Source organism: Labilithrix luteola (assembly GCF_001263205.1).
Taxonomy (GTDB): Bacteria; Myxococcota_A; Polyangia; order Polyangiales; family Polyangiaceae; genus Labilithrix; species Labilithrix luteola.
In genome coordinates, this window is record NZ_CP012333.1 from 1,313,338 (window position 1) to 1,337,118 (window position 23,781).

General features: G+C 64.9%; 20 protein-coding genes. 5 read left to right on the forward strand and 15 right to left on the reverse strand.

Annotation, left to right across the window (positions count from 1 at the left end; all coding sequences use genetic code 11):
* Positions 1–16: 16 nt before the first annotated feature.
* Positions 17–994: a DnaJ C-terminal domain-containing protein gene (locus AKJ09_RS05905; RefSeq protein WP_146646200.1), complete on the reverse strand. Its 978-nt coding sequence runs from the start codon at positions 992–994 to the stop codon at positions 17–19.
* Positions 995–1,169: 175 nt separating this feature from the next.
* Between AKJ09_RS05905 and AKJ09_RS05910 the strand changes: the two genes are divergently transcribed.
* Positions 1,170–2,333, forward strand: coding sequence for an SUMF1/EgtB/PvdO family nonheme iron enzyme (locus AKJ09_RS05910; protein ID WP_169927291.1), 1,164 nt, complete (start codon positions 1,170–1,172; stop codon positions 2,331–2,333).
* On the opposite strand, the gene AKJ09_RS05915 is transcribed toward AKJ09_RS05910, so the two are convergent.
* On the reverse strand, positions 2,334–3,164 hold the full coding sequence (locus AKJ09_RS05915; RefSeq protein ID WP_146646202.1) for a class I SAM-dependent methyltransferase: 831 nt from the start codon (positions 3,162–3,164) through the stop codon (positions 2,334–2,336). It abuts the gene before it with no gap.
* Between the two features lie 74 nt (positions 3,165–3,238).
* Here AKJ09_RS05915 and AKJ09_RS05920 point away from each other — a divergent pair, with 74 nt between their 5' ends.
* The gene (locus AKJ09_RS05920) at positions 3,239–3,691 is read left to right on the forward strand and encodes a helix-turn-helix domain-containing protein (protein ID WP_146646203.1); all 453 of its coding nucleotides are present in this window, start codon (positions 3,239–3,241) and stop codon (positions 3,689–3,691) included.
* Positions 3,692–3,933: 242 nt separating this feature from the next.
* Here the strand turns inward: AKJ09_RS05920 and AKJ09_RS05925 are convergent, their stop codons facing one another.
* The 6 genes from AKJ09_RS05925 to AKJ09_RS05950 all read right to left on the reverse strand — a co-directional run bounded on the left by AKJ09_RS05925 (position 3,934) and on the right by AKJ09_RS05950 (position 10,683).
* Positions 3,934–4,350, reverse strand: coding sequence for a hypothetical protein (locus AKJ09_RS05925; protein WP_146646204.1), 417 nt, complete (start codon positions 4,348–4,350; stop codon positions 3,934–3,936).
* A 213-nt stretch (positions 4,351–4,563) separates the two neighbouring features.
* The gene (locus AKJ09_RS05930) at positions 4,564–4,926 is read right to left on the reverse strand and encodes a DUF7668 domain-containing protein (RefSeq protein WP_205633616.1); all 363 of its coding nucleotides are present in this window, start codon (positions 4,924–4,926) and stop codon (positions 4,564–4,566) included.
* A 38-nt stretch (positions 4,927–4,964) separates the two neighbouring features.
* Entirely contained in the window at positions 4,965–5,426 is a 462-nt protein-coding gene (locus AKJ09_RS05935; RefSeq protein ID WP_146646206.1) for a DUF4265 domain-containing protein, read from the reverse strand.
* A 91-nt stretch (positions 5,427–5,517) separates the two neighbouring features.
* On the reverse strand, positions 5,518–7,428 hold the full coding sequence (locus tag AKJ09_RS05940; protein WP_146646207.1) for a hypothetical protein: 1,911 nt from the start codon (positions 7,426–7,428) through the stop codon (positions 5,518–5,520).
* Positions 7,429–7,666: 238 nt separating this feature from the next.
* Entirely contained in the window at positions 7,667–8,077 is a 411-nt protein-coding gene (locus tag AKJ09_RS05945; RefSeq protein ID WP_146646208.1) for a DoxX family protein, read from the reverse strand.
* Positions 8,078–8,250: 173 nt separating this feature from the next.
* Positions 8,251–10,683 carry a metallophosphoesterase gene (locus AKJ09_RS05950; RefSeq protein WP_146646209.1) on the reverse strand — a complete coding sequence of 811 codons (2,433 nt, stop codon included), beginning with the start codon at positions 10,681–10,683 and terminating at the stop codon, positions 8,251–8,253.
* Between the two features lie 229 nt (positions 10,684–10,912).
* Between AKJ09_RS05950 and AKJ09_RS05955 the strand changes: the two genes are divergently transcribed.
* The 3 genes from AKJ09_RS05955 to AKJ09_RS05965 all read left to right on the forward strand — a co-directional run bounded on the left by AKJ09_RS05955 (position 10,913) and on the right by AKJ09_RS05965 (position 13,293).
* Positions 10,913–12,115 carry a serine hydrolase domain-containing protein gene (locus tag AKJ09_RS05955; protein ID WP_146646210.1) on the forward strand — a complete coding sequence of 401 codons (1,203 nt, stop codon included), beginning with the start codon at positions 10,913–10,915 and terminating at the stop codon, positions 12,113–12,115.
* A gap of 76 nt (positions 12,116–12,191) precedes the next feature.
* Positions 12,192–12,446 carry a YdeI/OmpD-associated family protein gene (locus tag AKJ09_RS05960; RefSeq protein ID WP_146655454.1) on the forward strand — a complete coding sequence of 85 codons (255 nt, stop codon included), beginning with the start codon at positions 12,192–12,194 and terminating at the stop codon, positions 12,444–12,446.
* 148 nt (positions 12,447–12,594) lie between these two features.
* Positions 12,595–13,293 (forward strand): Coq4 family protein, encoded by a 699-nt coding sequence (locus tag AKJ09_RS05965; protein WP_146646211.1) that lies wholly within the window; start codon positions 12,595–12,597, stop codon positions 13,291–13,293.
* Positions 13,294–13,329: 36 nt separating this feature from the next.
* Here AKJ09_RS05965 and AKJ09_RS05970 read toward each other — a convergent pair whose 3' ends face one another.
* The 7 genes from AKJ09_RS05970 to AKJ09_RS06000 form a co-directional block, all read right to left on the reverse strand.
* Positions 13,330–14,304 carry a quinone oxidoreductase family protein gene (locus AKJ09_RS05970; RefSeq protein ID WP_146646212.1) on the reverse strand — a complete coding sequence of 325 codons (975 nt, stop codon included), beginning with the start codon at positions 14,302–14,304 and terminating at the stop codon, positions 13,330–13,332.
* A 13-nt stretch (positions 14,305–14,317) separates the two neighbouring features.
* Entirely contained in the window at positions 14,318–14,716 is a 399-nt protein-coding gene (locus AKJ09_RS05975; protein ID WP_146646213.1) for a VOC family protein, read from the reverse strand.
* Between the two features lie 127 nt (positions 14,717–14,843).
* Positions 14,844–15,854 (reverse strand): zinc-binding metallopeptidase family protein, encoded by a 1,011-nt coding sequence (locus tag AKJ09_RS05980; protein WP_146646214.1) that lies wholly within the window; start codon positions 15,852–15,854, stop codon positions 14,844–14,846.
* Positions 15,851–16,384 (reverse strand): hypothetical protein, encoded by a 534-nt coding sequence (locus AKJ09_RS05985; protein ID WP_146646215.1) that lies wholly within the window; start codon positions 16,382–16,384, stop codon positions 15,851–15,853. The genes AKJ09_RS05980 and AKJ09_RS05985 overlap by 4 nt, the downstream gene beginning before the upstream one ends.
* On the reverse strand, positions 16,381–16,785 hold the full coding sequence (locus AKJ09_RS05990) for a phage holin family protein (RefSeq protein WP_169927293.1): 405 nt from the start codon (positions 16,783–16,785) through the stop codon (positions 16,381–16,383). The genes AKJ09_RS05985 and AKJ09_RS05990 overlap by 4 nt, the downstream gene beginning before the upstream one ends.
* A 70-nt stretch (positions 16,786–16,855) precedes the next feature.
* A complete protein-coding gene (locus tag AKJ09_RS05995) occupies positions 16,856–21,487 on the reverse strand; it encodes a translocation/assembly module TamB domain-containing protein (protein WP_146646217.1) in 4,632 nt (1,543 codons plus the stop codon).
* Positions 21,471–23,672 (reverse strand): BamA/OMP85 family outer membrane protein, encoded by a 2,202-nt coding sequence (locus tag AKJ09_RS06000; RefSeq protein ID WP_169927294.1) that lies wholly within the window; start codon positions 23,670–23,672, stop codon positions 21,471–21,473. Before AKJ09_RS06000 ends, AKJ09_RS05995 begins: the two co-directional genes overlap by 17 nt.
* Positions 23,673–23,781 lie beyond the last annotated feature (109 nt).

Genomic DNA, 23,781 nt, shown 5'->3' on the forward strand with positions numbered 1-23,781 from the left:
TAGAGCGGGTGCGCTCTCAAACTTTCAGGTTCTCGCGAACGTCGGCCGGTTCGAACTTGGCAAGTTCGTCGACGAGCTCGATGAGTTCGGACGAATCGCTCTTGGGCACCTGCACCATGAAGCGCACGTAGAGATCGCCCGTCTCCCGGCCTTTGCGCGCGACCCCCTTGCCACGGAGGCGCAGCTTGGTACCGCTCTGCGTACCCGGGGGCACCTTCACCGCGACGGGGCCATCGAATGTGGGCACTTTGACCTTGGCGCCCTTGACGGCCTCGCTCACGGTGATCGGAACGTCGAGGTAGAGATCGTCGCCCTCGCGCTCGAAGAGCTTGTGCGGCTCGACGTGGATCACGAGGATGAGGTCGCCCGGGGGACCGCCGTTCGGTGACGGCGCGCCCTGACCCGGAATGCGAACGCGACTGCCCTCGTCGGCACCCGGCGGAATGCGCACCGTGACGGGTTGCGCCTCGCCCTGCTTCCTCATCGAGAGCTGCGTGCCGCGAATGGCCGAGTCGAAGTCGACGGTGATCTCCTGTTCGAGATCTTGTCCCTTCATGGGACCGCTCCGACGTCGCGTTCGACCGAAGAGATCGGCGAACGGATCGCCGCCATAGACGTTGCCGCCGGCTTGTCCCCCGAAGAGATCTTCGAGGTTCACGCGACCACCGCCGCCACCATAGACGCCGCCGCCGCCACCGAAGCCACCGCCACCCGATCCGGCACGCTCTTGCCACTGCTTGTAGGCTCGCGCTTTGTCGGCGTCGAAACCTTCACGCAGGGCGTCTTCTCCGAACTCGTCGTAGAGCTTTCGCTTCTCGGGCTCGCCAAGCGCCTCGTAGGCGCGGTTGACGGCCTTGAAGCGAGCCTCCGCGGCCTTGTCTCCGGGGTTCTTGTCCGGATGCAGATCGCGCGCGAGCTTCCGATAAGCCTTCTTGATCGCGGCAGCGTCGGCACCTCGCGGCACACCCAGTACCGAGTAGAAATCCTCTGCCATGTATGCCGAACCTAAATCGGCCGCGGTCACCGTGCAATTAGTACGCCGCTAAATCGCCTCTCTACGCTCTTCGATCGGGAGCGGCGAGCAGCACATGCGCGTCGCGGATGGTTGGGCTCGGCGACGAAATTGCCGGGAAGGCGGCACGGACCGTCGGGCGTTGTACGATCGACCCATGGGGCCGCGGCTGGGACTCTCGCGTATGGGCGCCATCGGATGCGCCATCGTGGCGGCGACGGCACTCGCCGGCCCGTCGTGCCGGCCGGCATCTTCGAACGGCGAAGCCCGCGATCACGTCGCCCCGAAGATCGACGCCGACCCGGACGCCTGGGCCGCCGACGGCGAAGCCATGTTCGGCGCTGGCGACGTAGCTTCGACCCCTGGCCTCCTGGCCATCGCCCCTCTCGCGGCGACCGACGCCGGCGCAGCGAACGACGCCGGAGCGGCGGGCGACCCGATGGCGAACCACCACGAGTCGAAGGACGAGCTCTTGTCCCTCTTCTCGATCAAACCTCTCTCCGACAAAGAGCAGAAGACGATCCAGGCGAACGCCTTCCTGAGAAGCGTGTTCGGCAGCGAGGGCCCCCACCGAATGAACCAGGGGAACAAGGCCATCGCGAAGCACACGATCAGCAAGGAGCAATGCCTTGCGGGGCTGAAGAACATCGTCATCCAGACGCCCGAGCAGCGCGAAAAGTGTGGCGCGGACAACATGGTGCCGGTGTGGACCAAAGGCAAGGAGCCCTGGTTCTGCATCGACGTCTTCGAGTTCCCGAACAAGCCGTGCGAGCTGCCGATGGTCTGGACGCCACCGACCTACGCCAAGAAGGTGTGCGAGCTCCAGGGCAAGCGTCTCTGCGCGCAGACCGAGTGGAACATCGCCTGCCGCGGCGATCCCGAAGGCGGCGCCGACCGGCGCTACGCCTACGGCAACAAGCTCGACCTCGAGATCTGCCACACGAACCGAAGGCACCGGACGGCCTGCGTGGTGCAGACCGCGAAGACCACCTGGGACACCTGCCCGACCGACACCGAGCCTTCGGGCTCCTTCCCAGAGTGCCGCTCCCGCTTCGGCGTGTTCGATCAGCACGGCAACGTGGCCGAAGTCATGATGCGCCGCGAAGGCGAGGTGGTGTACACACAGCTCAAAGGCAGCGCGTGGTTCTACACCGAGCTCGCGAAAGAGCCCGGCGAGCCCGTCCCCGAGACCACGACCAACAAGACGGGCGCCTACCCGGATCACTGCAACTTCGACCCCCGCTGGCACGTCGAGAAGCTCGATAACGCGTGGCACGTGAACTACCACCTCGGCTTCCGCTGCTGCAAAAGCATCCCCTGATCAGCGCGGGGCGTGGGCGACGACTTGCCACGAGGCGGACGTGAAGCGGACCTCGTCGCCGTGCACGAAGGGGTCGAACGCAGCGCGGATCGACGAGATGATTCTCGTTCGTGTCGCGTCGTCGGCGTCGTCGAGCACGCGGCCGAGTGGGCCCATCCGCGTCAGATAACGGACGAGATCTTTTTCAGGGAAGCTGCACACGAGATCGACGGGCTGGATATCGATCGCCGCCCACCCTGCTTGCTCCAGAATGTTGCGGACCCGAGCGGCGTCGCCGAAGGCGAACTGACCCGGGCCGTCGGGGCGGCGTGCTGGCAGGTTCGGCAAGAGTGGAGCCGCGGCGCGTTCGGCCGTCGTCATGAAGGGATTGTCCGCGGGGCTTCGCCAGGCGACGAAGCGGAGCTCGGCGTCGTTCTTGGCGGCGCGTCGAAGGTTCGTAAAAGCGCTGACCGGATCGTCGAAGAACATCACGCCGAAGCGCGAGACGATCAGGTCGAAGCTCGCCGGCTCGAAGGCGTGCGTCTGTGCGTCGGCGATGACGAACCTCGCCGGCACGCCTTCGCGTTCGGCTCGGGCTCGCGCGGCGTCGATCATCGGCTGAGAGATGTCGATGCCAAGGCAGCTGCCCTCGGCGCCGACTCGACGGGCGAAGGCGAGTGTCGTCGCGCCGGCGCCGCACCCCACGTCGAGAATCCGCCGAGCCGAACCTTCCGGCACCGCTCGCAGCAGGAGCTCTGCCATCGGCTCGAGGATCCGATCGAGCAAAGGCTGTGATTCGACCCACGCGTGCCCCGAAGGGCCGTTCCAAGCCGTGACCTGTTCGTCGTTCATCCGCGCGTCCTTTCTCTCGTCGTCGAGAATCGGTAGACGAATGGTGCCAATTCAAGTCGACTTGAGGTCAAGACGTGAAAGACCTGGACATCGCAGAAGTCGCACGCCGCTCCGGGATTCCCGCCTCGACGCTGCGCTTTTACGAGGAGAAAGGGCTGATCCGGTCCATCGGCAGGCGCGGCCTTCGGCGCGTGTTCGATGCGAGTGTTCTCGAACGGCTCGCGCTCATCGCCATTGGGAGCGAGGCCGGCTTCTCGCTCGACGAGATCGTTCTCATGTTCGGCCCGGACGGGCGCCCGAACATCGACCGACGCTTGCTCACGGCCAAAGCCGACGAGCTCGACGCGACCATTCGCAAGCTCAGCGCCATTCGCGACGGCCTGAGGCACGCCGCGGCCTGCCCCGCACCAAGCCACGTGGAGTGTCCCACCTTCCAACGCATCGTGAAGGCCGCCGCATCGAAAGCGGTTGGAGCACGAAAGAAGAAGGCTTCGACCGAGCGACTCGCTCCCCGCTCGAAGCGATAGCTCCTAAAGCTGCGATTCGATGACCGTCACGGCGTGCACCGACCGAGGGCGTGCCACGGGATCCAGCCGGACACGAGATGCGCATTGACGGCGTCGACGGAGAGTCCGTCGCGGCGATTGTCAGTTCGACTTCACGGCGTTGCCAAAGGATCCGAATCCGTCGACGCGACCGCCACGAGCTCGTGGAATGGTGTCCAGTTCGAGCGCGGTGAGCGTAGTATTATCGTCGGAGTCCGTACTCCTCATTCATCGTATTGGGGGAGGGCAAACATGTCTGCCGCTAAGGGGGTGTTCGGCAGCGGTTCATCACGATGACCGAACAGCTCATCGTAGCGCATCCCATTCGCTGCTTGGATGTCTGGGTCTTGGAGGAGCATGAGCCGCGGCTTGCCTGGTGGAATCCGCGACACCTCCTCGAACGTCCAACGTAGGAACTCCTCTATGTTGGTCCGAATCAGCGCATCTCCTTCCGCGCTTCTCATTCCGTAGGAGACAGGAAGCGGTTCCTCTCTCTCTCCCCAAACAAAGTGGCGCGTCAGTGTCATGTGGACTGCCTCACGAACGTCGGTGTCCGTGAACTCGTCGTACTCGTCGGCAAGCGTGCCGAGCTCGTCGAACATACTCTGTATCGCGGACGCAACCACGGAGGACTTGTTCATGACAACTCGCCGTCCTCTATGCGGAATCATCACTGCGATTCGATCTTGTTGTAGTTGAATGGGGTCCCCCGACTTCGATCGTTGCAGGCCAACGACACGCCCGGATGCCCCTCATGAAAGGCTTTCTTGGAATCATGCCTTTCGTTTCTCGTCATATCGAGGACGATGTCCACGCCGTCAACAAGCTCATAAACCGGTGGACTCCGATCACGCCTACGGCACGTACACAGAGTTGATCTCGAATCGGAAGCCGTCCTCGGTCTCGAACACCCAGGCATCGAGTACGAGATCGCTCGCCCCTGACTCGATTGTCCACAGATCTATGAGCACCTGCCAGTAGGTCCCCATCCAATGCGAGACTGAGGTGCGCCACGTTTCATCAGGAAGCTCAGCAAGAGTCTCACCATAGTCCGTGACGTAGCCCTGTATTTGGTCAACGGTCTTCGCCGAGACCGGCGCAACAGAGCTAGGGCGTCTCACAAGTTCATAGTCTCCGTGAACGAGCGCGTTGACGACCTCTCGGAATACTGGCCGCCAAACGCTTGCAATAGGATGCGCCGAATTCTCGTCCTTCACCGGCTCGTGAGTCTCGTTTTGTCCTCGCATCGCACTCCCTAATCTTGATGGCGCATCGATGGAAACGCGACTGCTACCGAGTCATGGTCCAGACGTGCCAGTGCGGCATCCACCGTTTTGATCGGAACCGATTCGGGGACATCGATGGAGTAGGTTCCTGCCTGCTCGAGCGTCACCGTGTTGCAGCCAATCCCACGCAGTTGGGCTAGAACGGTGTCGATCGTACCTGAGGGTTGCAATCGCAACAGCCAGACGGTGGTGCGGCCAGATCTTGCGACATGGCGCCAAGGCTGAACGCGGTCCCCCCCCGCCTCGAGCGTGGCGTCGATCACGTCGCCCACGGACAGGTCCCTCACGAATCGTGGTGACTCGACTGCCACATAGCCCTCGGACGCTATTCGGAACGGCAATGACTCGACTGCCACCGGCGGCCAGCCATCCTCGACCTCCAAGGGAAACGCAAGAGACACACGGGAACCGATGGACCTACTCACAGGCATGCCTCGCCGCGTGACTCAGGGCAGGCCACCACTGGGGTGCTGTTGCGTCCGCCGCCTTCCACTATTCGGGGGCCCTACGATTCGATGACCGTCACGGCGTGCACCGACCGAGGGCGTACCAATCGATCCTGCCGGAGGTGAGACGGGTATTGATGGCATCGACAGAGCACGAGGGGAGCTCCGGGCAATACTCGATGTTGCCCGTGGATACGCGAGCGAGCGACGGAAACGAAATGTTCGTGAGGGCGTAGTTGCTCGACAAGTACAGATTGTCCGTCTCTACCAAGTTCGGGAATACCAGCGACTCTGCGGCGAGGTTCGCCAGGTGCAAGAATTTAAGAGACGTCGGCACCGTCGCGAGCGGACCGAGGTTTACGAGCTTTGGTGCTCGATCGAGCACGAGCGCGTTGAGCGAGTGAAGTTGAGGAACCTCGACACTCGCAAGTTTCCCAAGGCCATAAAGCCCCAGGGAGGAAACCGACTCCAACGCCGGAAAGGCGATGCTCGTGAGCGCCGAAAGATTCGCAATCTCGACCCATTTCACACCCGTCGCCGCAGGAAGCGAGAAGGTCGTGAGGCGGTTGGCTTCCTGGAGTTGGACCCCCTCGAGGTCGGTCACGGCGGAAAGGTCGACGCGGCTCAGCATGGGCGCCGGCCCGATGGTAATCACCGTCGTCCCGCTCCCTTGCAGCAGCGGCGCCGACACCTTCGTGATCGTCGCCAGCTCGTACGCCCTCAGCGTACCGACCGATGTCAGTGACGGCAGCGAGAGCTGGGTCGCGCGCGGAGCGCGGAAAAGCAGTAACTCGTTCGTGACGGTCTTGAGCCGCGGGAGATCGATCGATGCAAGTTCCGGGAGGTCGCCGAGCACGATGCTCTCGGCCTCCTCGAGCTTCGGGAGCTGCATGGAGGCGAGCGCCAGCTTGCCCTTGCTCCAGGGCTGCACCCAAATCTTGCCTGTCGCTTTCTTCAGCTCCGGCAAGCGGAGGGTCGTGAGCGCGGCGTCATCGAGCGTGAGTCCCCCGCACTCGATGAGCTCCGGCATCGAGAGCTGCGCGAGCCGGCCCGTCAAGCGGATGCTCACCGGACCGACGTGGGTGAGGACTGGGAAAGACAGCTCCTCGAGGCGGTTGTCCGTTCCGCCGACCGTGAACGAGCCCGCATGCTCGAGCGCGGGGAAGGTCAGTGAGATCCGCTCGCGCACGTACGCGAAGTAGACGTCGCCAACGACGTCGCGAAGACGCGGAAGATCCAACGTGGTGAGGCCATTGAGGGCGTCCACAGAGAACCACCCTTCGATCCGCTCGAGGCTCGGGAGCGCGAGCTCCCGAAGGCTGGCCATGGAGAAGGTGGCGTTGCCCGAGATGGTCTTCAGTGCTGGCAGCGAGAGCTTCTGAACCGTCCCGAGGGTCGATATCCGCAGGTCACCGACCGACGCTAGTTGCGGCGCGTCGATCGATATCACCGAAGCAAGCTCGACAGCGAACGTGCCGGCGACGTTCCGCAGGAGTGGCAACGAGAGCGTCGAAGTGCTGCTGGATACGACTCGAAGGTTGGCCCCGATTACCTCGAGCGCGTCCAAGGTCACGACCGGACTCGTGCTCACGAAGAAGATGCTGCCCGACACCTCCCGAAGCCGCGGGAGCGCGATCGGACTCGTCGTATCGATCGTAAGCGAGCCACGGATGCACGTGATCGACGCGAGTGCGGCAGCGTCGCTCGACGACATCACCATCACGTCCCCCTCGACACACGGGGGCTCCGCGGCGTCCTGACCTCCATCCGCCGAGCCGTCATCCGGCACAATCGAGCCGTCGGCCTGCGCGTCCGGCAAAGGCTCGACGTGCGCGTCGGCTTCCGCACCGACTCCCCCGTCGGGGAAAGATGCGTCTGTCGAGGGATCGACGGGTTCGTCGAGCGGATCGATCACCTGCCCACAGGCAACGAGCAGTGCCGTGATTGTGGTCAGTGAAGAAAGAGCGGACAGCAGCCGAAAGCGCACGGGCGACCTCTATCGCGAGAAGTGACGGTCGCAAGACCATCGGGCGGTTTCAGAGCAGCTGCGAGCCGCGTAGAAACAAAGAGGAGAGTGCAATGCACGACACCGCCTTGTCTATCCTCCCTGGGGATGATGCCTGCGCATCCCTGCCGAATACGGTCCGGCACTTAGGCGCTCATGGCGGGCGCCGACTCTCGTCACCGGCGACTGCCATCTTTCAGCAGCCGCCTTGATGGCGCGATTACTTGCGCGGGGACAGGATGAGCTCGCGAAGTTGTGCGTTGCGCAGAGCGTAGGCAACCCAGAGCAGCACGCCCATGACGACCGCGAACCAGAACGGTGTGCCCGTCCGCACGTGTGTGGAGACGGCGCCGCCGAGATAGGCGGTCACGAGGACTGCGCCGAGGAATTGCGTCCTCGGAATGATGTGGAGCAGCGTCGAGACGGCGAGCACCGCGCCGAGCGGGCGAATGACCTCGAACGCGAGGCCGACCTTCGCCGAGCCCTCGACGACGGGCGCGAGCAGAACCAACTTGCCGAGCGCGTCGACGAGGAGAAAGGCGACGATGAGCCCGGTGAGCACACGGCCAATCCAGAGCTGCACGCGCGAGTCGCGGGTATCGATCGAGGGGTAAGCGAGCGCCTTTTCCATGACGGTCCTCCGTTCGTGTTTGGTCGAGGCCGGCTCTCTTGCCTGCCTTCACTGACACGGCGAACGAAGCAGGGCCGGATCGACATGCCCCTCGATATTTTTTTCAGGCCTCCGAAATTCCTCGAGAAAAACTCACCTCAACCGCAATTGCGACTTGCGCGGAGCGAACGCCCTCACCACTTGAAGAGCTGGGCGGCGGGGTTCGTCGGGGCGCGGGAGTCGAAGCTGGCGGTGCGGTCGAGATCGACCGTGGCAACCTGATCGAACTCGGAGGAGCCTGCGTTGATCATGTACGTGACGCGGTTGATGCGAGGAACGCCGCCAGCCTGCTTGTTCACGTGCAGGACCGAATAGCCGTACATCGACTGGGCGCCGTACTTTTCGTCGGAGAGGTCCGCGTTCGACGTCAGGCGCACGATGGCGAGCTCGCGCGGGCCGCCGTCGTCGGCGTCGAGCATCTTTTGCGGCATCTCTTGTGACGTGCGCGCGGCAAGCATCGGGGCGAGACGATCGCGCCAGGCGGCAACCGTGCGCTTCGTCGCGGCGATGGCGGCGCGGCTTCCTTCGCGCGTGGCGTCGCCGTTCTCCCACGCGAAACGCCGAACTGGGTTCGCGAGCTCGAGTGCTTCGATGCGCGCGTTACTCTTGTCGTCGAGCGCGATGCGATTGGGAACGAGCGCGTCGCCCGACTGCTTCATCTCCAGCGAATTGAGATGCGCGTGACCGATGAGCAACGTGCGAATGCGCGAGTTCTGGGCAATCCGCTGGAGGAGCTCCACGCCCGATAGGAAGTAGCCACTACCCTCGTGGTCGAAATCCTCGTCGGGGCCCATCCACTCCTGCAATCCGTCGTGTAGGCAGCTGTCGCGATCTTCGATCGACAGATCGAGGTCATCGTTCTTGCAAATGAGCGGCAGAAACACCTCGCCGAGCAGATAGTTCAGCGTGCTCTGCGCGATGCTCTGGTAGTTCAGGAGCGGAAAGTAGTAGCCGAAGTCCTTGCCGAGGTGTCCGCCGCGCGGATCGTGGTGCATGACGAGCACCACGTCTTGTGCGGCCACCGTCGCGCGAACGAGCTCACGATCCAGCCAATCGAGCTGCACCTTGGAGACGCCGCCGCCGTAGTTCACCGTGTACATGCCCCAGCCGGTTCGGCGGTGCTGGCGAAGCTCGTACGTATTCATCGACACGTAACGATTCTTGGCGAACGTCCATGACGCGTAGAGCGGTCCGTACGTCTTCTTCCACTGGTAGAAGCCGTCGTACAGGATCATGTTGCGATCGCTGCGCGGCACTTCGGAGAAGGAGGTTGCGAACGAGTCGCCGGGCGAGCGCTTGAACGCGCCCTGGTAGATGTCGCGATGGAGACCGCCGACGGTGTCATGGCTCTTGTCGAGGAACGCCGAGAGCGCGCTCCACGAGTAGTCGGGCCACGCGATGTTGTTTTGCAGGTCGATGACGCCCTCGAGCGTGGTTCCCACCTTGGCGTCGAAGGATTCCACGAGGCCCGGAACGTGGCCGACGGAGGCGTAGCCGTCGTGATTTCCCGGCGTCAGGAAGATTGGATAGTCGAGGCGCTTCAGCGCAGCGATGACGCGCTTCGCTTCGTCGTTGTACGTCGTCGCCACCGTCGATTCAGTGAGCGAGCCGGGCGAGCCGCCGTTGTGGAGATCGCCGTTGAACGTGATGAATGCCGCGTTCCGAACGTTCGGCTCGGAGCTGCCATTCACGTTGTCGACGAACTGGTCGAGCATATCGGCCGTGATCGTCGCGTACGCGCTACCCACCGAGACCTGCGTGTCGGTCACGTTGAGTGCCGTGTACTCCTCGGATTCGTGCTGGAACACGCGCACGGCGTTGTATTGCCACTCGAAGACGTTCGCGTAGACCTTGCCGTTCTTGCGAACTTCGAAGCGTGCGTCGTAGAGCCCCGGCGGCACATTTTGCATGGCCGCCTGATCGAAGACGAAGCGAATCGTGCTTCGCCTCTTGAACGCGTCCGGCATGTCGGCCGGCTCGGCGTTCACCAGCATCTTCGAGGGCGTGATGCGATAGACGCCATCGCCGGGCGACTGCGCATTGCCGCTCTCGGTCGCCCGCGCGCGCGCATTCTTCGCGACGAGAAAGAAGGCGATGTCGTTCGCGTCGTCCGTCTCGAGGGTCAGCGGCCGAGGAGAACCGTCGGTCGACGCTGGCGCGTTCGGCGCGAGATGCGCGATCGCGTCGGCTTCGATGCGCGTAACCATGACGAGCTCGTCGGCCGCATCGTCACGCACGAAGAGGTTCGGATTGCCGAGCGTCGGGTAGACGAGACGATCGATGACCGGCCGACCGTCGATGGCCCACGGCATGACCTGCTCGTTCTCGATCGGCTCGGCGTAGAAGACGTCGGCGAGGTACGTCTCGCCCTTGTTCGAGAGGACTTCCCAAGGGCGCTCGCGAATCACCTCGGGCGACGAGGAGGCGCCGTTCGGGTCGTTCGTGGACGTTCCCTTCTTGCCACCGACGACGTCGTTCGAGCTGGTCGTGTCGGCCTCCGAGCCGCAGCCGGCCACGGACGTCACCGCCGCCAAGCACAGGGCTGCGAGCCACCTCGAACGGATCATGAGCCGGCAGGTAGGCACATGTCAGGCCGGAGAACGTTTGATGGCAAATCATCGAAAATTCCGTCCATAGCGGGCATCCAAGTGACGGGAGCGCGTCAGACATGGGGATGGAACGATCCAGGGAAGGACGGACGATTCCACGACAGAATCGTCCGCCCGAGCACGCTCGCACGTCGATTGCACGAGGGCTCGTTCGTCGGATCGTCGCAACGACCAAGGAGAACGAGGCATGAGCACCAGCGGATTTTCGAAAGCACGACTCCATCGCATGCAGGACAACCTCGAGCGTCACGTCGAGAGCGGGTTCGCGCCCGGCGTGGTCACGCTCGTGGCGCGCGGGACAGAGATTCACGTCGATGTCATCGGCGCGCAGGCGTTCGGCGGCGCTCCGATGCAACGCGACACGCTCTTTCGCATCTCGTCGATGACCAAGCCCGTCACCGCGGTCGCCACGATGATTCTGGTCGAGGAGTGCGTGCTCCGTCTCGACGAGCCGGTCGATACGTTCCTGCCGGAGCTCGCGAACCGCACCGTTCTCCGCGCGCCCGACGCTCCTCTCCACGACACCGTGCCTGCGAAGCGCGCGATCACGTTGCGTGACCTCCTCACCTTCCGCGCCGGCTACGGCTTCTACTTCGGGCCTTCCGTCCACGAGTCCGTCACGAAAGCCATCGACGCGCTCGAATTGAAGTTCGGTGCGCCGAAGCCGCGCACGCCGCATACACCCGACGAGTGGATGCGTCGCCTCGGCACGCTGCCGCTCGTCCATCAACCTGGCGAGCAGTGGCGGTACGGCACCGGCTCCGAGCTTCTCGCGGTGCTCGTCGCGCGTGCGTCCGGCAAGTCGTTCGAGGATTTCCTGCGCGAGCGAATCTTCGAGCCCCTCGGCATGAAGGACACGTTCTTCACGGTGCCCGCGGAGGAACGTCACCGACTCGCAACGAGCTACTGGGCCCTTTCGGCGGACAAGCCCGTCGCGATCTACGACTCGGTCGAAGACAGCCAGTGGAACACGCCGCCGCCGTTTCCTTCGGGCAGCGCCGGGCTCGTCTCCACCGCCGACGACTTCTTCGCCTTCGCGCGAATGCTCATGAACGGTGGCAAAGACGGCAACACGTCGATCCTTTCGCGCGCCTCCGTCGAGACCATGACCACCGACCAGCTCACGCCCGAGCAGAAAGCGCTCTCTCCCTTCGCCGGACTGTGGGACGACCACGGCTGGGGCTTCGGCGTCTCTATCGCCACGAAGCGCACCGACCTCTACAAGATCCCCGGCCGCTATGGTTGGGACGGCGGGCTCGGCACCGCATGGGCCAACGATCCCAAAGAGCGCATGGTAGGCATCATGCTCAGCCAGCGCGCGGGGTTCCCCTCGCAGAACCCGCTCTACTTGGATTTCTGGACGTCCGCCTACCAAGCCATCGAGGATTAATCGCATGCCCGCCTCCCCCTCTCGCGCGAAACGCGCGACGAAGCGCGAAGCTTCACGACCCAAGCCGCAACCGGCGATGGGCAACCTGAAGCGAGCCATCCAACCGATGCCCGCGTTCGTGAAGCGCGCGCTCGACGAGCGAGGCCTGATGCCGGCCTACCGCGCGCGACCGGCCTTCCAGCAGAACGACTACCTCGGCTGGATCGCGCGAGCGAAGCGCGACGAGACCAAGCAGAAGCGCCTCACGCAGATGCTCGACGAGCTCGACGCCGGCGACGTTTACATGAACATGAAGTGGCGCCCGCTCAAGACACGACTGCCGAAAGGTTGAGCATCAAGATGCGAGTGGTGACTCGGCTCATGCGCAAAACGGGCGACGAAGCGCCCTAAAATGAGGCACTTCGAGTGTCGCTCGTCCCCGTCGGAAGACGAGTTGAGAATGTGAGCGATGACTTGCATAGTCTCTCCAGGAGCCCACGATGTCCTGGAAGCCCATTCGCGCCGCGAAAGCCCTCTACAGTCTTGCTGCGCTCGTGCGCGATCCGAATCGCCTCGGCCAGGTGTTCGAGATGGCCGACGCTCTCTCGACGCCGGAGGTCATCGACAAGATGGCCGCGGCGCTCGCACGTGATCCGCAAGGCGACCGTGCGCTCGACGAGCGACCTCGCATCGACGTCGACTTGCAGGAGCTGAAGCGCTGCCCCGAAGGCTCCCTCGGACGAGCCTTCGCCGACACGATGATCGCGCAGGGCCTCGACCCGAAAGACATCCCGCCGCTCCAGAGCCCGGACCGCGCCACGTACGTGCGCGCCCACCTCTACGAAACGCACGACGTCTGGCACACGGTGACCGAATTCGGCACGACCTGGCCCGAGGAGATCGGCCTTCAGGCCTTCTACCTCGCGCAAATCCCGGGTCCCCTGCCCGCGGTCCTCCTTGCCGTCGGCTGTCTGCGCGTCGCGCTCTTCGAGATGTCCGCGCGGGGCGCGATGATGGACGCCGTCGCTCGAGGCTGGGAGATGGGCAAGAGCGCACGTCCGCTCTTCGGCGTGCGCTGGAACGATCTCTGGAACACGCCGCTCGACGAAGTTCAGGCCATGCTCGGCGTGGTCCCTCGCGCCGGCGGGAAGAGCAGCGCCAAGAAGACCACCGAGACGCCTGCTCTCACCGTTTCCTGAAGAGACGTTCGAACGCCGGCGCGACGCTGACTAGCTTCAGGGCAGAAGAACCGTCGAGCCCGTCGTCTTGCGCGCTTCGAGATCGCGGTGCGCGCGCTCGGCGTCGCGAAGGTGATACGTCTGGGAGACGTTCACGCGAAGGACGCCCTTCGCCACGAGGTCGAGGAGCTCCCCGGCGGTGGCTTCGAGCTCCGCGCGATCGTGGATGTAGGTGGCCAGCGTGGGACGCGTCAGATAGAGCGAGCCTTTCTGCGCGAGCACGCGAGGATCGATCGGCCCGACGGCTCCCGAGGAATTGCCGAAGGTCACCATCAAGCCGCGCAGGCGGAGGCTGTCGAGCGACATCGCGAACGTGTCTTTGCCGACCGAGTCGTAGACGACGGGCACGCCCACGCCGTTCGTGAGCTCGCGCACGCGTTCGGGGACATTCTCGGTTCGGTAGAGCAGCACGTGATCGCAACCGTGTTCGCGCGCGAGCTTGGCCTTCTCTTCGCTGCCCACGGTACCGATGACCGTGGCGCCGAGGTGCTTGGCCCACTGGCAGAGGATGAGACCCACGCCACCGGCCGCCGCGTGCACGAGGATGGTGTCGCCGCGTTTCACTTCGTAGGTGCGCCGGACGAGATACTGCGCGGTCATGCCCTTGAGCATCACGGCAGCAGCCACCTTGTCGTCGACGCCCTGCGGGATCTTCACCAGCACGGAGGCCGGAACGTTCCGCACCTCGGCGTAGGCACCGAGAGGGCCGCTCGCGTACGTCACCCGATCGCCGATCGAAAAGCCGCGGACGCCCGGACCGAGATCTTCGACGATGCCCGCGGCCTCCGAGCCGAGCCCCGACGGCAACGCCACCGGATACAGCCCGCTGCGATGGTACGTGTCGATGAAGTTCAGGCCGATCGCCGTGTGCCGAACACGAACCTCGCCCGGCTCGGGCGGCGCGAGATCGACGGACTCCCAGCGCAGGACCTCGGGGCCACCGGTCTGGTGAAAGCGAATCGCATGATTCATGGGTCGACCTCGATCAGGTATGAGGAAACTGAGGGTTGTACGCGACCTCCCAGAGGAAGCCATCGGGATCCGAGAAATATCCCGCGTAGCCGCCCCATTCCGTGTCGCGCGCGGGCTTGACGATGCGGCCGCCCCCCGATGCGACTTCGGCCATCAGCGCATCGACATGCTTCTGCGAACGAACGTTGTGCGCGAGGGTGATGCCCGCGAAGCCCGAACCTTCGGCGGGAACGCCCGCGTCGGCCGCGAGAAGCTCACGCGGGTAGAGCGAGAGCCACGTCTTGCCGAGCTCGAAGAACGCCACCGTCGGCGGCGTCGGGATGCGAGGAAGCCGCAGCACCTTCTCGTAAAAGCGCACGGCGCGTTCGAGGTTTCCGACTCCGAGGGTGACGAGACTCAGGCGCGGTTCCATGCGGAGACAACGGACGCTAGCACGGCGCGTCCGTGTCGTGGCGCACACGCGAACGACCTCGTCCGTCGATTCGCTCGCGGCGCAAAACCGCGGCGCTCGTTCACCTGGCTCACCTGGTGAAGGTGGCTCACCGCATCGTTTCGAGCACGGCAAGCCGCTCGATCACCGCCGCGAGTCCGAGCACGACGTCGGTCATCGCAACGAAGTCGTGATCGGCAGGCGTGATCCCCGAGGCGTCGCGCCCGGGCCGTGCGAAACGCAAGAAGTCGAACGACGCGACGTTCGACACGCGCATCGCCGGGTAGCCCTCGCGCCAGAATGCACGCTGATCGGCCGACGACGCCATCGGGAAAATGCTCGGCAGCACGAAGCCGCGCACCGGCATGTGCACGCCGAGACGGAACGCGTAGGCGGCCTGCGCGACCAGGGCCTCGGAACGCGGATTCCCGAAGAGGGCGACGACCTCGCCACCTTCTTCGACCCCATCACGAAGCGCGAACCCATCGAGGCACACCATGCCATCGACGCGCGTGCCCTTCTCGCGAAGCCGATGGGCATACGCGCGACTCCCGCGCGTCTCGCGAGGATGGTCGCGCCACGACGCGTTGGGCACGTCGGCGAACCCGACGAGCCGCACGGTGCGACCGAACGTGAAGCCCTCGAGATGTCTCGCGAGGGCGAGCAGGAGAACGAGGCCGGTCGCGTCGATCCCCTCGTCACGCCCGCCCGCCGCCACGATCCCGTCGTAGCGCGCGCCGACCACGATCTCGCCGAGGCCCGCCGCGTTCGGTTCGCCGCGAATCACGCACTCGATATTCTCGATGCGATTACCCGGCAACGTCGTCGTGCACGTGAGCGGCAGACGTGTCACCGCGCGGCCGCTCTCGAGGAACGTGTCCGCCACGAAGTCGCCCGCGATCGAGAACCGGTCCGGCGTCATCCCTCGCTGGCGGCGAGCACGAGCCTCCATCCAGAGCGCTTCGACGTCGTTACGGAGCTTTCCCCGCACCTCGTGCGGCGCGAGCGCGGCCTTCCTCGGCCGTCCACCGGTATGTGTCGGCGTCCACGAAGGCGCATCGCTCGCCGGGAACGTCTCCCGCGCGGCTTCGTCGACCAAGGCTTCGTCGAGAATGGTCATCGATCGCCTCCGTTGTAGCGGGCATCGATTTCGGCAAAGAGCGGAGCGTCGACCACGGACACGCGATCTTCCGTCGGCTCGCCGAGTTCCTCGAGTCGTCTTCCGCTCGGCAGCTTTCCGTCGAGCATGTTCTTCATCGCGCGTTTGGCCAGCTGCGTCACCAGAACCGAGGCCGCGGCGAGCGCGCCCTTGCGCAGGACTTCGGCCGCGATCGACGGCTTCTTCTCGCCGCGCAGCTGACGCGCGAGGGGCGCGAGCCTGTTCCCCAAGCGGCGATCCCAACGGCGGCGCCTCCGGCGTCGTACTGCGCCGACCACGCCAAAGGTTGCGCCCGCACTCACCACCGCAAGGCCGACGAACGTGAGGACCACCGGCGCCGCCACGCGCTTTGCGTAGTGACCGACCTCGGAGACCTGATGGCGGCGAAAATCGAGCGCATCGATCGTACGCAGCAAACGCGCGCGAATGGCGTTCGCCCGTTGTTCGAGTCGCTCGCGCTCGTCGCCCGCCGTGGAGAGCTGCATGGTCACGCGATGTGCTCCTTCAAGTGGTTGACGTCGAGCTGGAGACGAGAGCGCGTCGCCTCGAGCGGCTTCTTCGGCAAGAGCGTGTAGCCGATGAGCGCGGCGATGCCGGCGGCCGCCAAGAAACAACCGGCGACGACGAGCGCGACGAGCGCCGTTCCGCCGAACGCCATCACGAGCGCATAGCCGAGGAGGCAAATCACCATCAACGCCGCGACGATCGCGACCGCGAATCCGATGGCGGCCCGCTTCGAACGAACGATCTCGTGCTTCACGTCGGCGCGGGCGAGCTCCACCTCGATGCGGGCGAGCTCCTTGGCCTCGTCGAGTGCCTCGCGCAGCAACTCCGCCGTGGAGGCGTCGTTGCGAAGCGGACCCTCGAGCTCGGATGAAGGCAGCTGTTGCATGGAATCTCCTGTGGATGCTCGGCTCTGACCTCGTGCGAACCGCGTGCCACTGCACGTCCGACGCGCGTCGTCAGTACCGCTTCTGCCAGACCGCATCGGCGACGGCCTTGCCGCGGTCTCCGAACGTGGTCTCGAGCGACCAGTTCGTATGGAAGCGCCAGTCGATCGTCGCGAGGTTCGTGTCCGGATCGGTGATGGGCGGCGTTCCGAGCACGTGAGCGAACTGCACGGAGATGGCACGCGAGATCTGAACCTCGACCTCCGGACGTGGATTGTTCGCCAACGTCGTGTCGATGCGCGCTGTGGCCTGGATGCCGGTGAGGTCATCGAGTGCGTCGGTGAGGCCTTGCGCTGCAACGGCACCACCCACCGCCGCGGCGGCGCGAGTCGTCGAGTTCGCCTGCTGTCCCGTTGCGGTGGGTGAGGCGTTCATTCCATCGGCACTGCCGAAGAGCACGAGCGCGAAGAGCTCGTTCTTCGGACGCGGAGGCTCCGAGTGCAGGTTCAGCTGGCCGGTCTTCAGCGGGCCGGCGAAGTCGGCGTAGACCTTCGTGCCGTCGTTCGCGGTCCACGTCGCCGTCGCCACGATCGTGGGGTTCGCGGTGTCCTCGGGATTGAAGGTGACCGTGCCGCGCTCGACGACGAACTCCTTGCCCTGCACGTCGATCTTGCCACTCTTCACCGAGATCTGACCGCTCATCACCGTCTTGCCGTCGAGCGAGACGCGGGGGTGGCCCGTCAGGACGATGCGCGCTTGGGTGCCGCGCACCACGACCACCTCGCCGAGCGTGACGTCGACGTCGTAGAGCGACGCCGGCGTTTCTTCCTCCTCGAGATCGCCCTTGTCGAGCCGCAAGCGAACGAACTCGGTCGGCGAGCGGTACACGCCTACTTTGATCTGCTCGTTCTTCCCGAGCTCCTGCACGCCGGTCTTCAGCGACTTCGCGAGCTTGACGTTGAACTTCGGCACGTTCACCGCCACGACGAGCTTCTTCGGGTCGTCGGGGCTCTTGTGGATGTCGACGCTGGCTTCGCCGAAGACGTTGCCGATGGGCTTTCCCTGGACGGCAAGGTCGATCGCCTTCTTGTCGGGGATCTTCAGATTCGCGTTCGCACCGGCGAAGCTCAGCCCGTCCATCTTCAGGACTGCATTCGCGGAGACGTGGCCGTCGGAGGTCGACGCCTCGACGTTGGTGACGCGAATCGTTCCGTCCTGCTCGATCATGACCTTCGCCTGCGCGTCCTCGAATTCTTCACCGATGGCTGCGATCTGCACATTTCCGTCTTTGAAGTCGAGTTGGCCGCCCATCGTGGCGCTCTTGGTTCGCGGGTCGAACGCGAAGCGGAGATCGCCGTCGAGCCGGCCATCGAGCTCGTTCATCACGGTCTGGACGAAGGGGAGAATGGCCGAGGCTCGGAACGCCTTGGCGACGAGGTGCGCATCGAAGGGCTCGGCCGGGTCGAGCCTCGGCACCACATTGCCACCCCAGGCGAGGCCACTCGAAGCTTGGAGATCGAGGAAGCCATCCTTCTGGCCATCCTTTTGATCGATGCGCGCCGCGGCGGTGAGCTTCCCATCACCGGCTTCGAGGGAGATCTTGCCCTTCTCGTAGTCGGCGCGCCCGATCCGAAGTCCGCCGAGGGCGAGATCGGCCTTGAGATGGGCGTCCTTGTGGAGACCATCGAGCACGACGTCGCCGGTCACGTTGCCGCGAATGCGCCGATCGGCGAGCGATGACACGAGGTCCAGCGGGAAACCGTCGAGGTGCGCCTTGGCGCTCGTCGTCCACGGCACGGAGGCCCGCGAAGCGATGAGGAGGTCGGCCACCTTTGCTTCGGCCGTGGCATCGATCGCCAGCGCCTTTTTGCCCCGACTCTTCATCTCGACGCCGAGCGTCGCCTTCGCTCCGTCGTAAGCGAGGTTCAGATCGGTGTCGGTCGCCAGGTCGAGCGCTGCGTACTTCGATCGAATGCCGTGTGCCTTCGCCTGTAGCGAGAGGTGCGGCTCGGCAACCGTGCCGGTGAGCTCGAGCTGGCCGCCCACCGTCCCCGCCGTCATCTTCGTGCCGAAGACGGCGGGCAATCGGTCGAGCGTTCGCGTAGGCACGGTGACCAGCATGCTCACGGGCGCACTCTTCGTTTTTTCGAGCGTGCCTCCGAAGTCGGCGAGGAGCTCGGCATACGGCAGGTCGGCCTTGGCATCGAGCGACAACAGCGCGCCGCGCGAATCGGTGACGCGCGCGGCGAACTCACCGGCGCCGGAGGTGCCATCGACGCGAATGTCGAAGGCCACGTCCATTTCGCTCGAACGGAAGCCGACCTCCTTGCGGATCTCGGTCTTGCCCATTTTCGTACTCGTCGCCTGCCCCTCGGCGACGACGAGCCCTTTCGTGCGGATGCTCACGCGCGCTTCGGGAGCCGCCGTGGGGCTGTCGCGCCCTACGGTGCCGCGCACGAAGAGCCACCCTGCGAGATCGGCCGGCGGCCTCGAGCCCTCGGGAAACATGGCCAGAAGGCGAGACATCTCCACGAAACCGTCGAACCGCACGCGTCCCGAAACGCCCTTCCACGAAGCGAGCTGGGACGGATGACCGGACACCGAGAGCCGCGTGCCGTGGAAAGCGAGATGACCGGCGTTCGGAACGTCGGCGTCGAGGTCGAGTCCGATCCGCCGCTCGGCGACCGTCGCGTCGGCCTTGAGGCTCCCTCCCTCGATCTTGAAGGCATGGAGGTTCTGCATGTCGACGTGCAGCTCGCCCCTCGGATTGTCGCGCTCGAGCATGGCATCCGCCTGAATCGCGAGAGTGCCGGCGCGAACGTCTTTCCCGCGACCGGCAAAGACGGCGAGGCGACCAAGATCGACCGACTTTGCATCGATCTTCACCTTCACCGCGCGTCGATCGCGACTCACGTCGGCGAAGATCGGCTCCCCCACGCCCGTGATGACGGCGCCGTTCACGAGGAAGCGAGCCCCACCGATGTCGACGTCCGACGCGAGAATCGAGGCCGACAAGCCTCCGCGAACGACGTCGACGTGCGGCTCGTGAACCACGATCCGTGAGCCCGCGAGCTCTACGCGGCCACGAACGTCGGCGGCATCGAGCCTCTGGCCTTCGCCGCGAAGCCCTTCGGTGTGGACGCCGAGCTCGATCTTCGGATGGTCGGCGGTTCCGCTGGCGCTGACGCGCGCGCGAATCGCATCGGCCCCGAAATCACCGCGAGCTACGTTCGTGCCATCGATCGTCGCCCGCACGTCGAACGACTTGTTGGAGAGACGCAGTGTTCCCTTGGCGTCCGCGCTGGCGCTGCCCACGAGGCCAGCCTTCTTTCCGAGGCGCGTCAGGTCCGGAACCTTCGATGAAACGTCGGCCGAGAAAACCGTGTCGTTCGGCTCGGGGCGAACCGTCACGGTGAACTCCGACGGGAAGCGCTCGTCGAGCACGCGTCCCGTCGCACGCAGCGCTCCCGTCGCAAGGTCGCTGCGAACGCTCAGCACAGGAGCGAGCTCGCCGTCGATTCTCCCAGGAAGCGTGTCGACGCTGACCGTGCCGGACACGCCCCCCTTCTTGGGAAACATCACGTCGGCCGAGGCGTCGAACCCCAGGTCGCTCGATGGAGCGGAGCGCACGACCGCTTGCAGGTCGACGTTGCGCGCGGAGACCGTTCCACGCGCAGCGAAGCCATCGCTCAGATCGAGATCGGCCTTCGCGTCGACCGTTCCGCGCCCCAGCGAGGCATGGGCCGCGGCCGCCACACGTGGCAGCGTGCCGTGCGCCTCTGCGTGAAACACGACCTGATCGCGAATTTCGAGCTCGGAGGCTGCGCGAACGTGCTCGCCCGTGAGGTCGCGCGCATCGAAGGTGCCGTCCACGCGCTTTCCGTCGAGCGACGCGCGAAGTTCGCTGGTCGCGCCGAAGATGGTCCCGGTGAACGAGGCGGCGAGCTCCATGTCCTTGCCCGTCGCCGACGGCATCTGGAAACGCCCTTCGAGGTGGCCCTTCGGATCGGCACCGCGAGGCAGCCCGCGGGTCACGAGCTCGAGACGGTCGACGTTCGCGCGAATCGAATTCGGGTCGTAGTGGCCCCTGCCTGCGAGGTTCCTCAGGTCGGCGTCCAGATAGGGTGAGCCGCCCGGCTGCCCGTGCACCCACGCGTGACGAATGCCAATTTCCGGAGCATCGAGGCTCACTCCTCTTCCCGGCGTCTTCGGCTCCGTCTCCTTGGCTGGCGCGGGCGACGAGAACGCATTGGCCAAGCGCAAGTTGCCGGCGGCGTCGGAGTCGAGTGACACGTCGACGTGGGCGATGGATATCTCGGGAAAGGCGAGGATGACGTCTCCCTTGCCCCCCAGGACGGAGCGCAGCGCGCGCACACCCCGGATGCGCACGCGGATGCCATCGGCGGCGAGCACCTGGCGACCTTCGGGGTCGTAGATCTTCCCGCTGAGCCCCGACACGCCGCCGAGACCGAGGCTCCCGATGTGTTCGATGGAAATCGTGCCCGCGAACGTGGACCGGAGGAGCTTCGTCACCGATGACGAGACCACGCGACGAGTCGCGGGCAAGTTGACGTGGAGAAGGACTCCGGCCGCGAGCGCGAGCACGAAGACGAGGAGCAGGAGAATGGCTCCGAAGACGCGTTTCGCCGCGCGACTCGAACGCCCTCGATGCGATTCCCCAGTGGCATCAGTACGCTTCGCCAACGCCGATGTGCACTGCCATCGGAATGCCAAGGAACGTGGGCGGCGGTTGGTCCGCGGCCGTCAGGCCGCCGATGACCTGAAGCCCAGGGAGGCGATAACCCAGATCGAGGCGGATCGGTCCTACCGGCGTGTCGTAACGAACGCCGATTCCGCACGACAAGTGCGGGTGATCGAAACGCACGTTGTTCGGCTGAGGCGAGACGTCGCTCGCATCGCAGAAGAGCGCGGCCGACAGAGGTCCTTCGAGGGAGTGGCGAAGTTCCATGGACAGCTCCCAGAGCGTGAAGCCGCCGGTCGGCGTTCGGCACGAATTGTTCGTGCACCCTGTCGCCACGAGCTGCGACTGAACCTCGGGCGTGAGGAACGGCACGAAGGCAAACGGTCCGACGCCGCGAATCGCATAACCGCGATTCGAATTCGGGCCGCCCGAGAAGAAGCCGCGGAAGAAAGTGAGCTGATAGTCGCGCGTCTCTTCCACCGCGCGACCGAACTCGCTCACGCTCTGCGTGATGGTAGAGCCGTAGTTGTAGGGCTCGAGAAATCCCAACGCCGCCCTCGCGGCGAGGACCGTCCTTCGCGTCAGGGGAACGAAGCCACGGGCCTCGGGGGCCACCTTCAGGTCATGCGCACTGCCGCCGAAAGGACCTCCGGCGTACTGGAACGTATTGGCCAGATAAAAGCCTCTGCGCGGGTGAATCTTGTCGTTCCGGAAGTCGAGCGCCACGAAGAGCTCCGGATACGAGATCGTGATGGTGCTGAGCGTCGGGTCGCGCGGCCCGATGTACGGGAACGGATAATCCCACTGGACGTTATGCGAGACGGAGACGAAGAGCTTCTTGAATGGCCTATCGACGCCAATCGCATTTTTGAGCTCCGCATATCCGAGAACGGGAGCATCCTTCGGAGGATTCGGGTCGAGCAACACGGGATAGACGTCGAACTGCGGACGAATGAAACCGTTCGTGCGCCCCTCGATGAACCCAGGTTGTTTGAACTCGATCCGCAATCGCTCTTCCGGCAAGAGGCGATCGGGAAAGACGATGTTGTTGACGCGAAGCGGGTAGAGAACCACGCCCGGACGAAAGGTCACCGAGAACGTCCGCATGCCGCCGAAGAAGTTTCGATTCTCCCAGCCCACGAGGCCGTGGATGTCCGTCTTGAGCGCGTCGAACTCGAGACCACCGCCGAGACGAATCGTGCGGAGTCGCGACGGCTCGACCTTGACGCGAATCGGAATGACGGGCGGCTTCCCGTTCGTCTGGGGAGGGATCTTGCGCGGTTTCTGGGCGTTGTTCGCGGCCACGTCGGCCGGAGCCGCGCCGTCGGTGCTCGGGGTGCTCGTGGTGGTGGGTGGGCGCTCTTCGCCGGGCAAGTCGGGAATCAGCTCGACCGACGCGAACACGCCGAGGCTGAGCACGGCTTGCTGCGCGAGCTCGAGGGCCGTCTGCGAGTACGGCGAGTCCTCCTTGATGTCGACCGCGCGACGCACGGGCTTTTCGGGCAGCGCGCCGAGTCCCTCGACGGTGACCTTGCCGAAGACGCACTTCGGACCGGGTTCGACCGTGAACAGGACGTCCGCCACGTGCTGGACGATGTCGACGGCCACCGTCCCTTTCGCCGTCGCGTACGCGTAGCCACGATCGAGCAGCGCCCGACGCACCGCCATCTCGGTCTTCTCGAACGAGTCTTCGTCGAAGGTCGCTCCGTTCGGAAGGCCCTCGCGCGCGGCCGCCTCCACGGCGGAGGCGATCTCCTTCGGGATCCCCGTAGCCCCTTCGACCTTCACCTTGCGGTTGGCGATGGGCTTTCCCTCCTCGACCACGATCTCGACGCGGACGTGCTTGTCGTTGAGCTTGATGATCCGCCCCGCGCGGGCGCGCACGTCGTAGAAGCCTTTGGTGCGATAGAACGCCTCCACGCGTGCGAGGTCGCGTTGCAGGATGAAGCGGTCGAAGATCGCGTAGTCGTAGACGACGCCCTGGAAGAGTCCGAGGAACTTCGGATTCGGAGACGTGGCGATCTTGTCCTCGATGTCGTCGGACTCGACCGCGTGCGCTCCGCGAATCGTGACCTCGTCGACGGCGAAACGACCTTTCGGGACGGTCTTGCAGCCCATCGACACGAGACCGAGCGCGAGAGCGGCCGCCTGCGCCGCACGTCGATTCGGAGGCAGGCGTCGACTCATCACGAGCGTACGCGCGCAAAAGCAAAGGGAGCACCAGCGCGAGCGTGACGAGTCTGCTCGACGCTCGGTGCGGCACCATCTCGTCGAGCCCATGCTCGCGCGCGGTGCG

Coding starts and splice junctions, on each gene's coding strand:
- AKJ09_RS05915 (WP_146646202.1), bottom strand. CDS start 3,164: ATGAACGACGAACAGGTCACGGCTTGGAACGGCCCTTCGGGGCACGCG.
- AKJ09_RS05960 (WP_146655454.1), top strand. CDS start 12,192: ATGGGCAACCTGAAGCGAGCCATCCAACCGATGCCCGCGTTCGTGAAG.
- AKJ09_RS05910 (WP_169927291.1), top strand. CDS start 1,170: ATGGGGCCGCGGCTGGGACTCTCGCGTATGGGCGCCATCGGATGCGCC.
- AKJ09_RS05905 (WP_146646200.1), bottom strand. CDS start 994: ATGGCAGAGGATTTCTACTCGGTACTGGGTGTGCCGCGAGGTGCCGAC.
- AKJ09_RS06000 (WP_169927294.1), bottom strand. CDS start 23,672: ATGAGTCGACGCCTGCCTCCGAATCGACGTGCGGCGCAGGCGGCCGCT.
- AKJ09_RS05935 (WP_146646206.1), bottom strand. CDS start 5,426: ATGCCTGTGAGTAGGTCCATCGGTTCCCGTGTGTCTCTTGCGTTTCCC.
- AKJ09_RS05990 (WP_169927293.1), bottom strand. CDS start 16,785: ATGCAACAGCTGCCTTCATCCGAGCTCGAGGGTCCGCTTCGCAACGAC.
- AKJ09_RS05950 (WP_146646209.1), bottom strand. CDS start 10,683: ATGATCCGTTCGAGGTGGCTCGCAGCCCTGTGCTTGGCGGCGGTGACG.
- AKJ09_RS05945 (WP_146646208.1), bottom strand. CDS start 8,077: ATGGAAAAGGCGCTCGCTTACCCCTCGATCGATACCCGCGACTCGCGC.
- AKJ09_RS05970 (WP_146646212.1), bottom strand. CDS start 14,304: ATGAATCATGCGATTCGCTTTCACCAGACCGGTGGCCCCGAGGTCCTG.
- AKJ09_RS05955 (WP_146646210.1), top strand. CDS start 10,913: ATGAGCACCAGCGGATTTTCGAAAGCACGACTCCATCGCATGCAGGAC.
- AKJ09_RS05965 (WP_146646211.1), top strand. CDS start 12,595: ATGTCCTGGAAGCCCATTCGCGCCGCGAAAGCCCTCTACAGTCTTGCT.
- AKJ09_RS05980 (WP_146646214.1), bottom strand. CDS start 15,854: ATGACCATTCTCGACGAAGCCTTGGTCGACGAAGCCGCGCGGGAGACG.
- AKJ09_RS05975 (WP_146646213.1), bottom strand. CDS start 14,716: ATGGAACCGCGCCTGAGTCTCGTCACCCTCGGAGTCGGAAACCTCGAA.
- AKJ09_RS05925 (WP_146646204.1), bottom strand. CDS start 4,350: ATGAACAAGTCCTCCGTGGTTGCGTCCGCGATACAGAGTATGTTCGAC.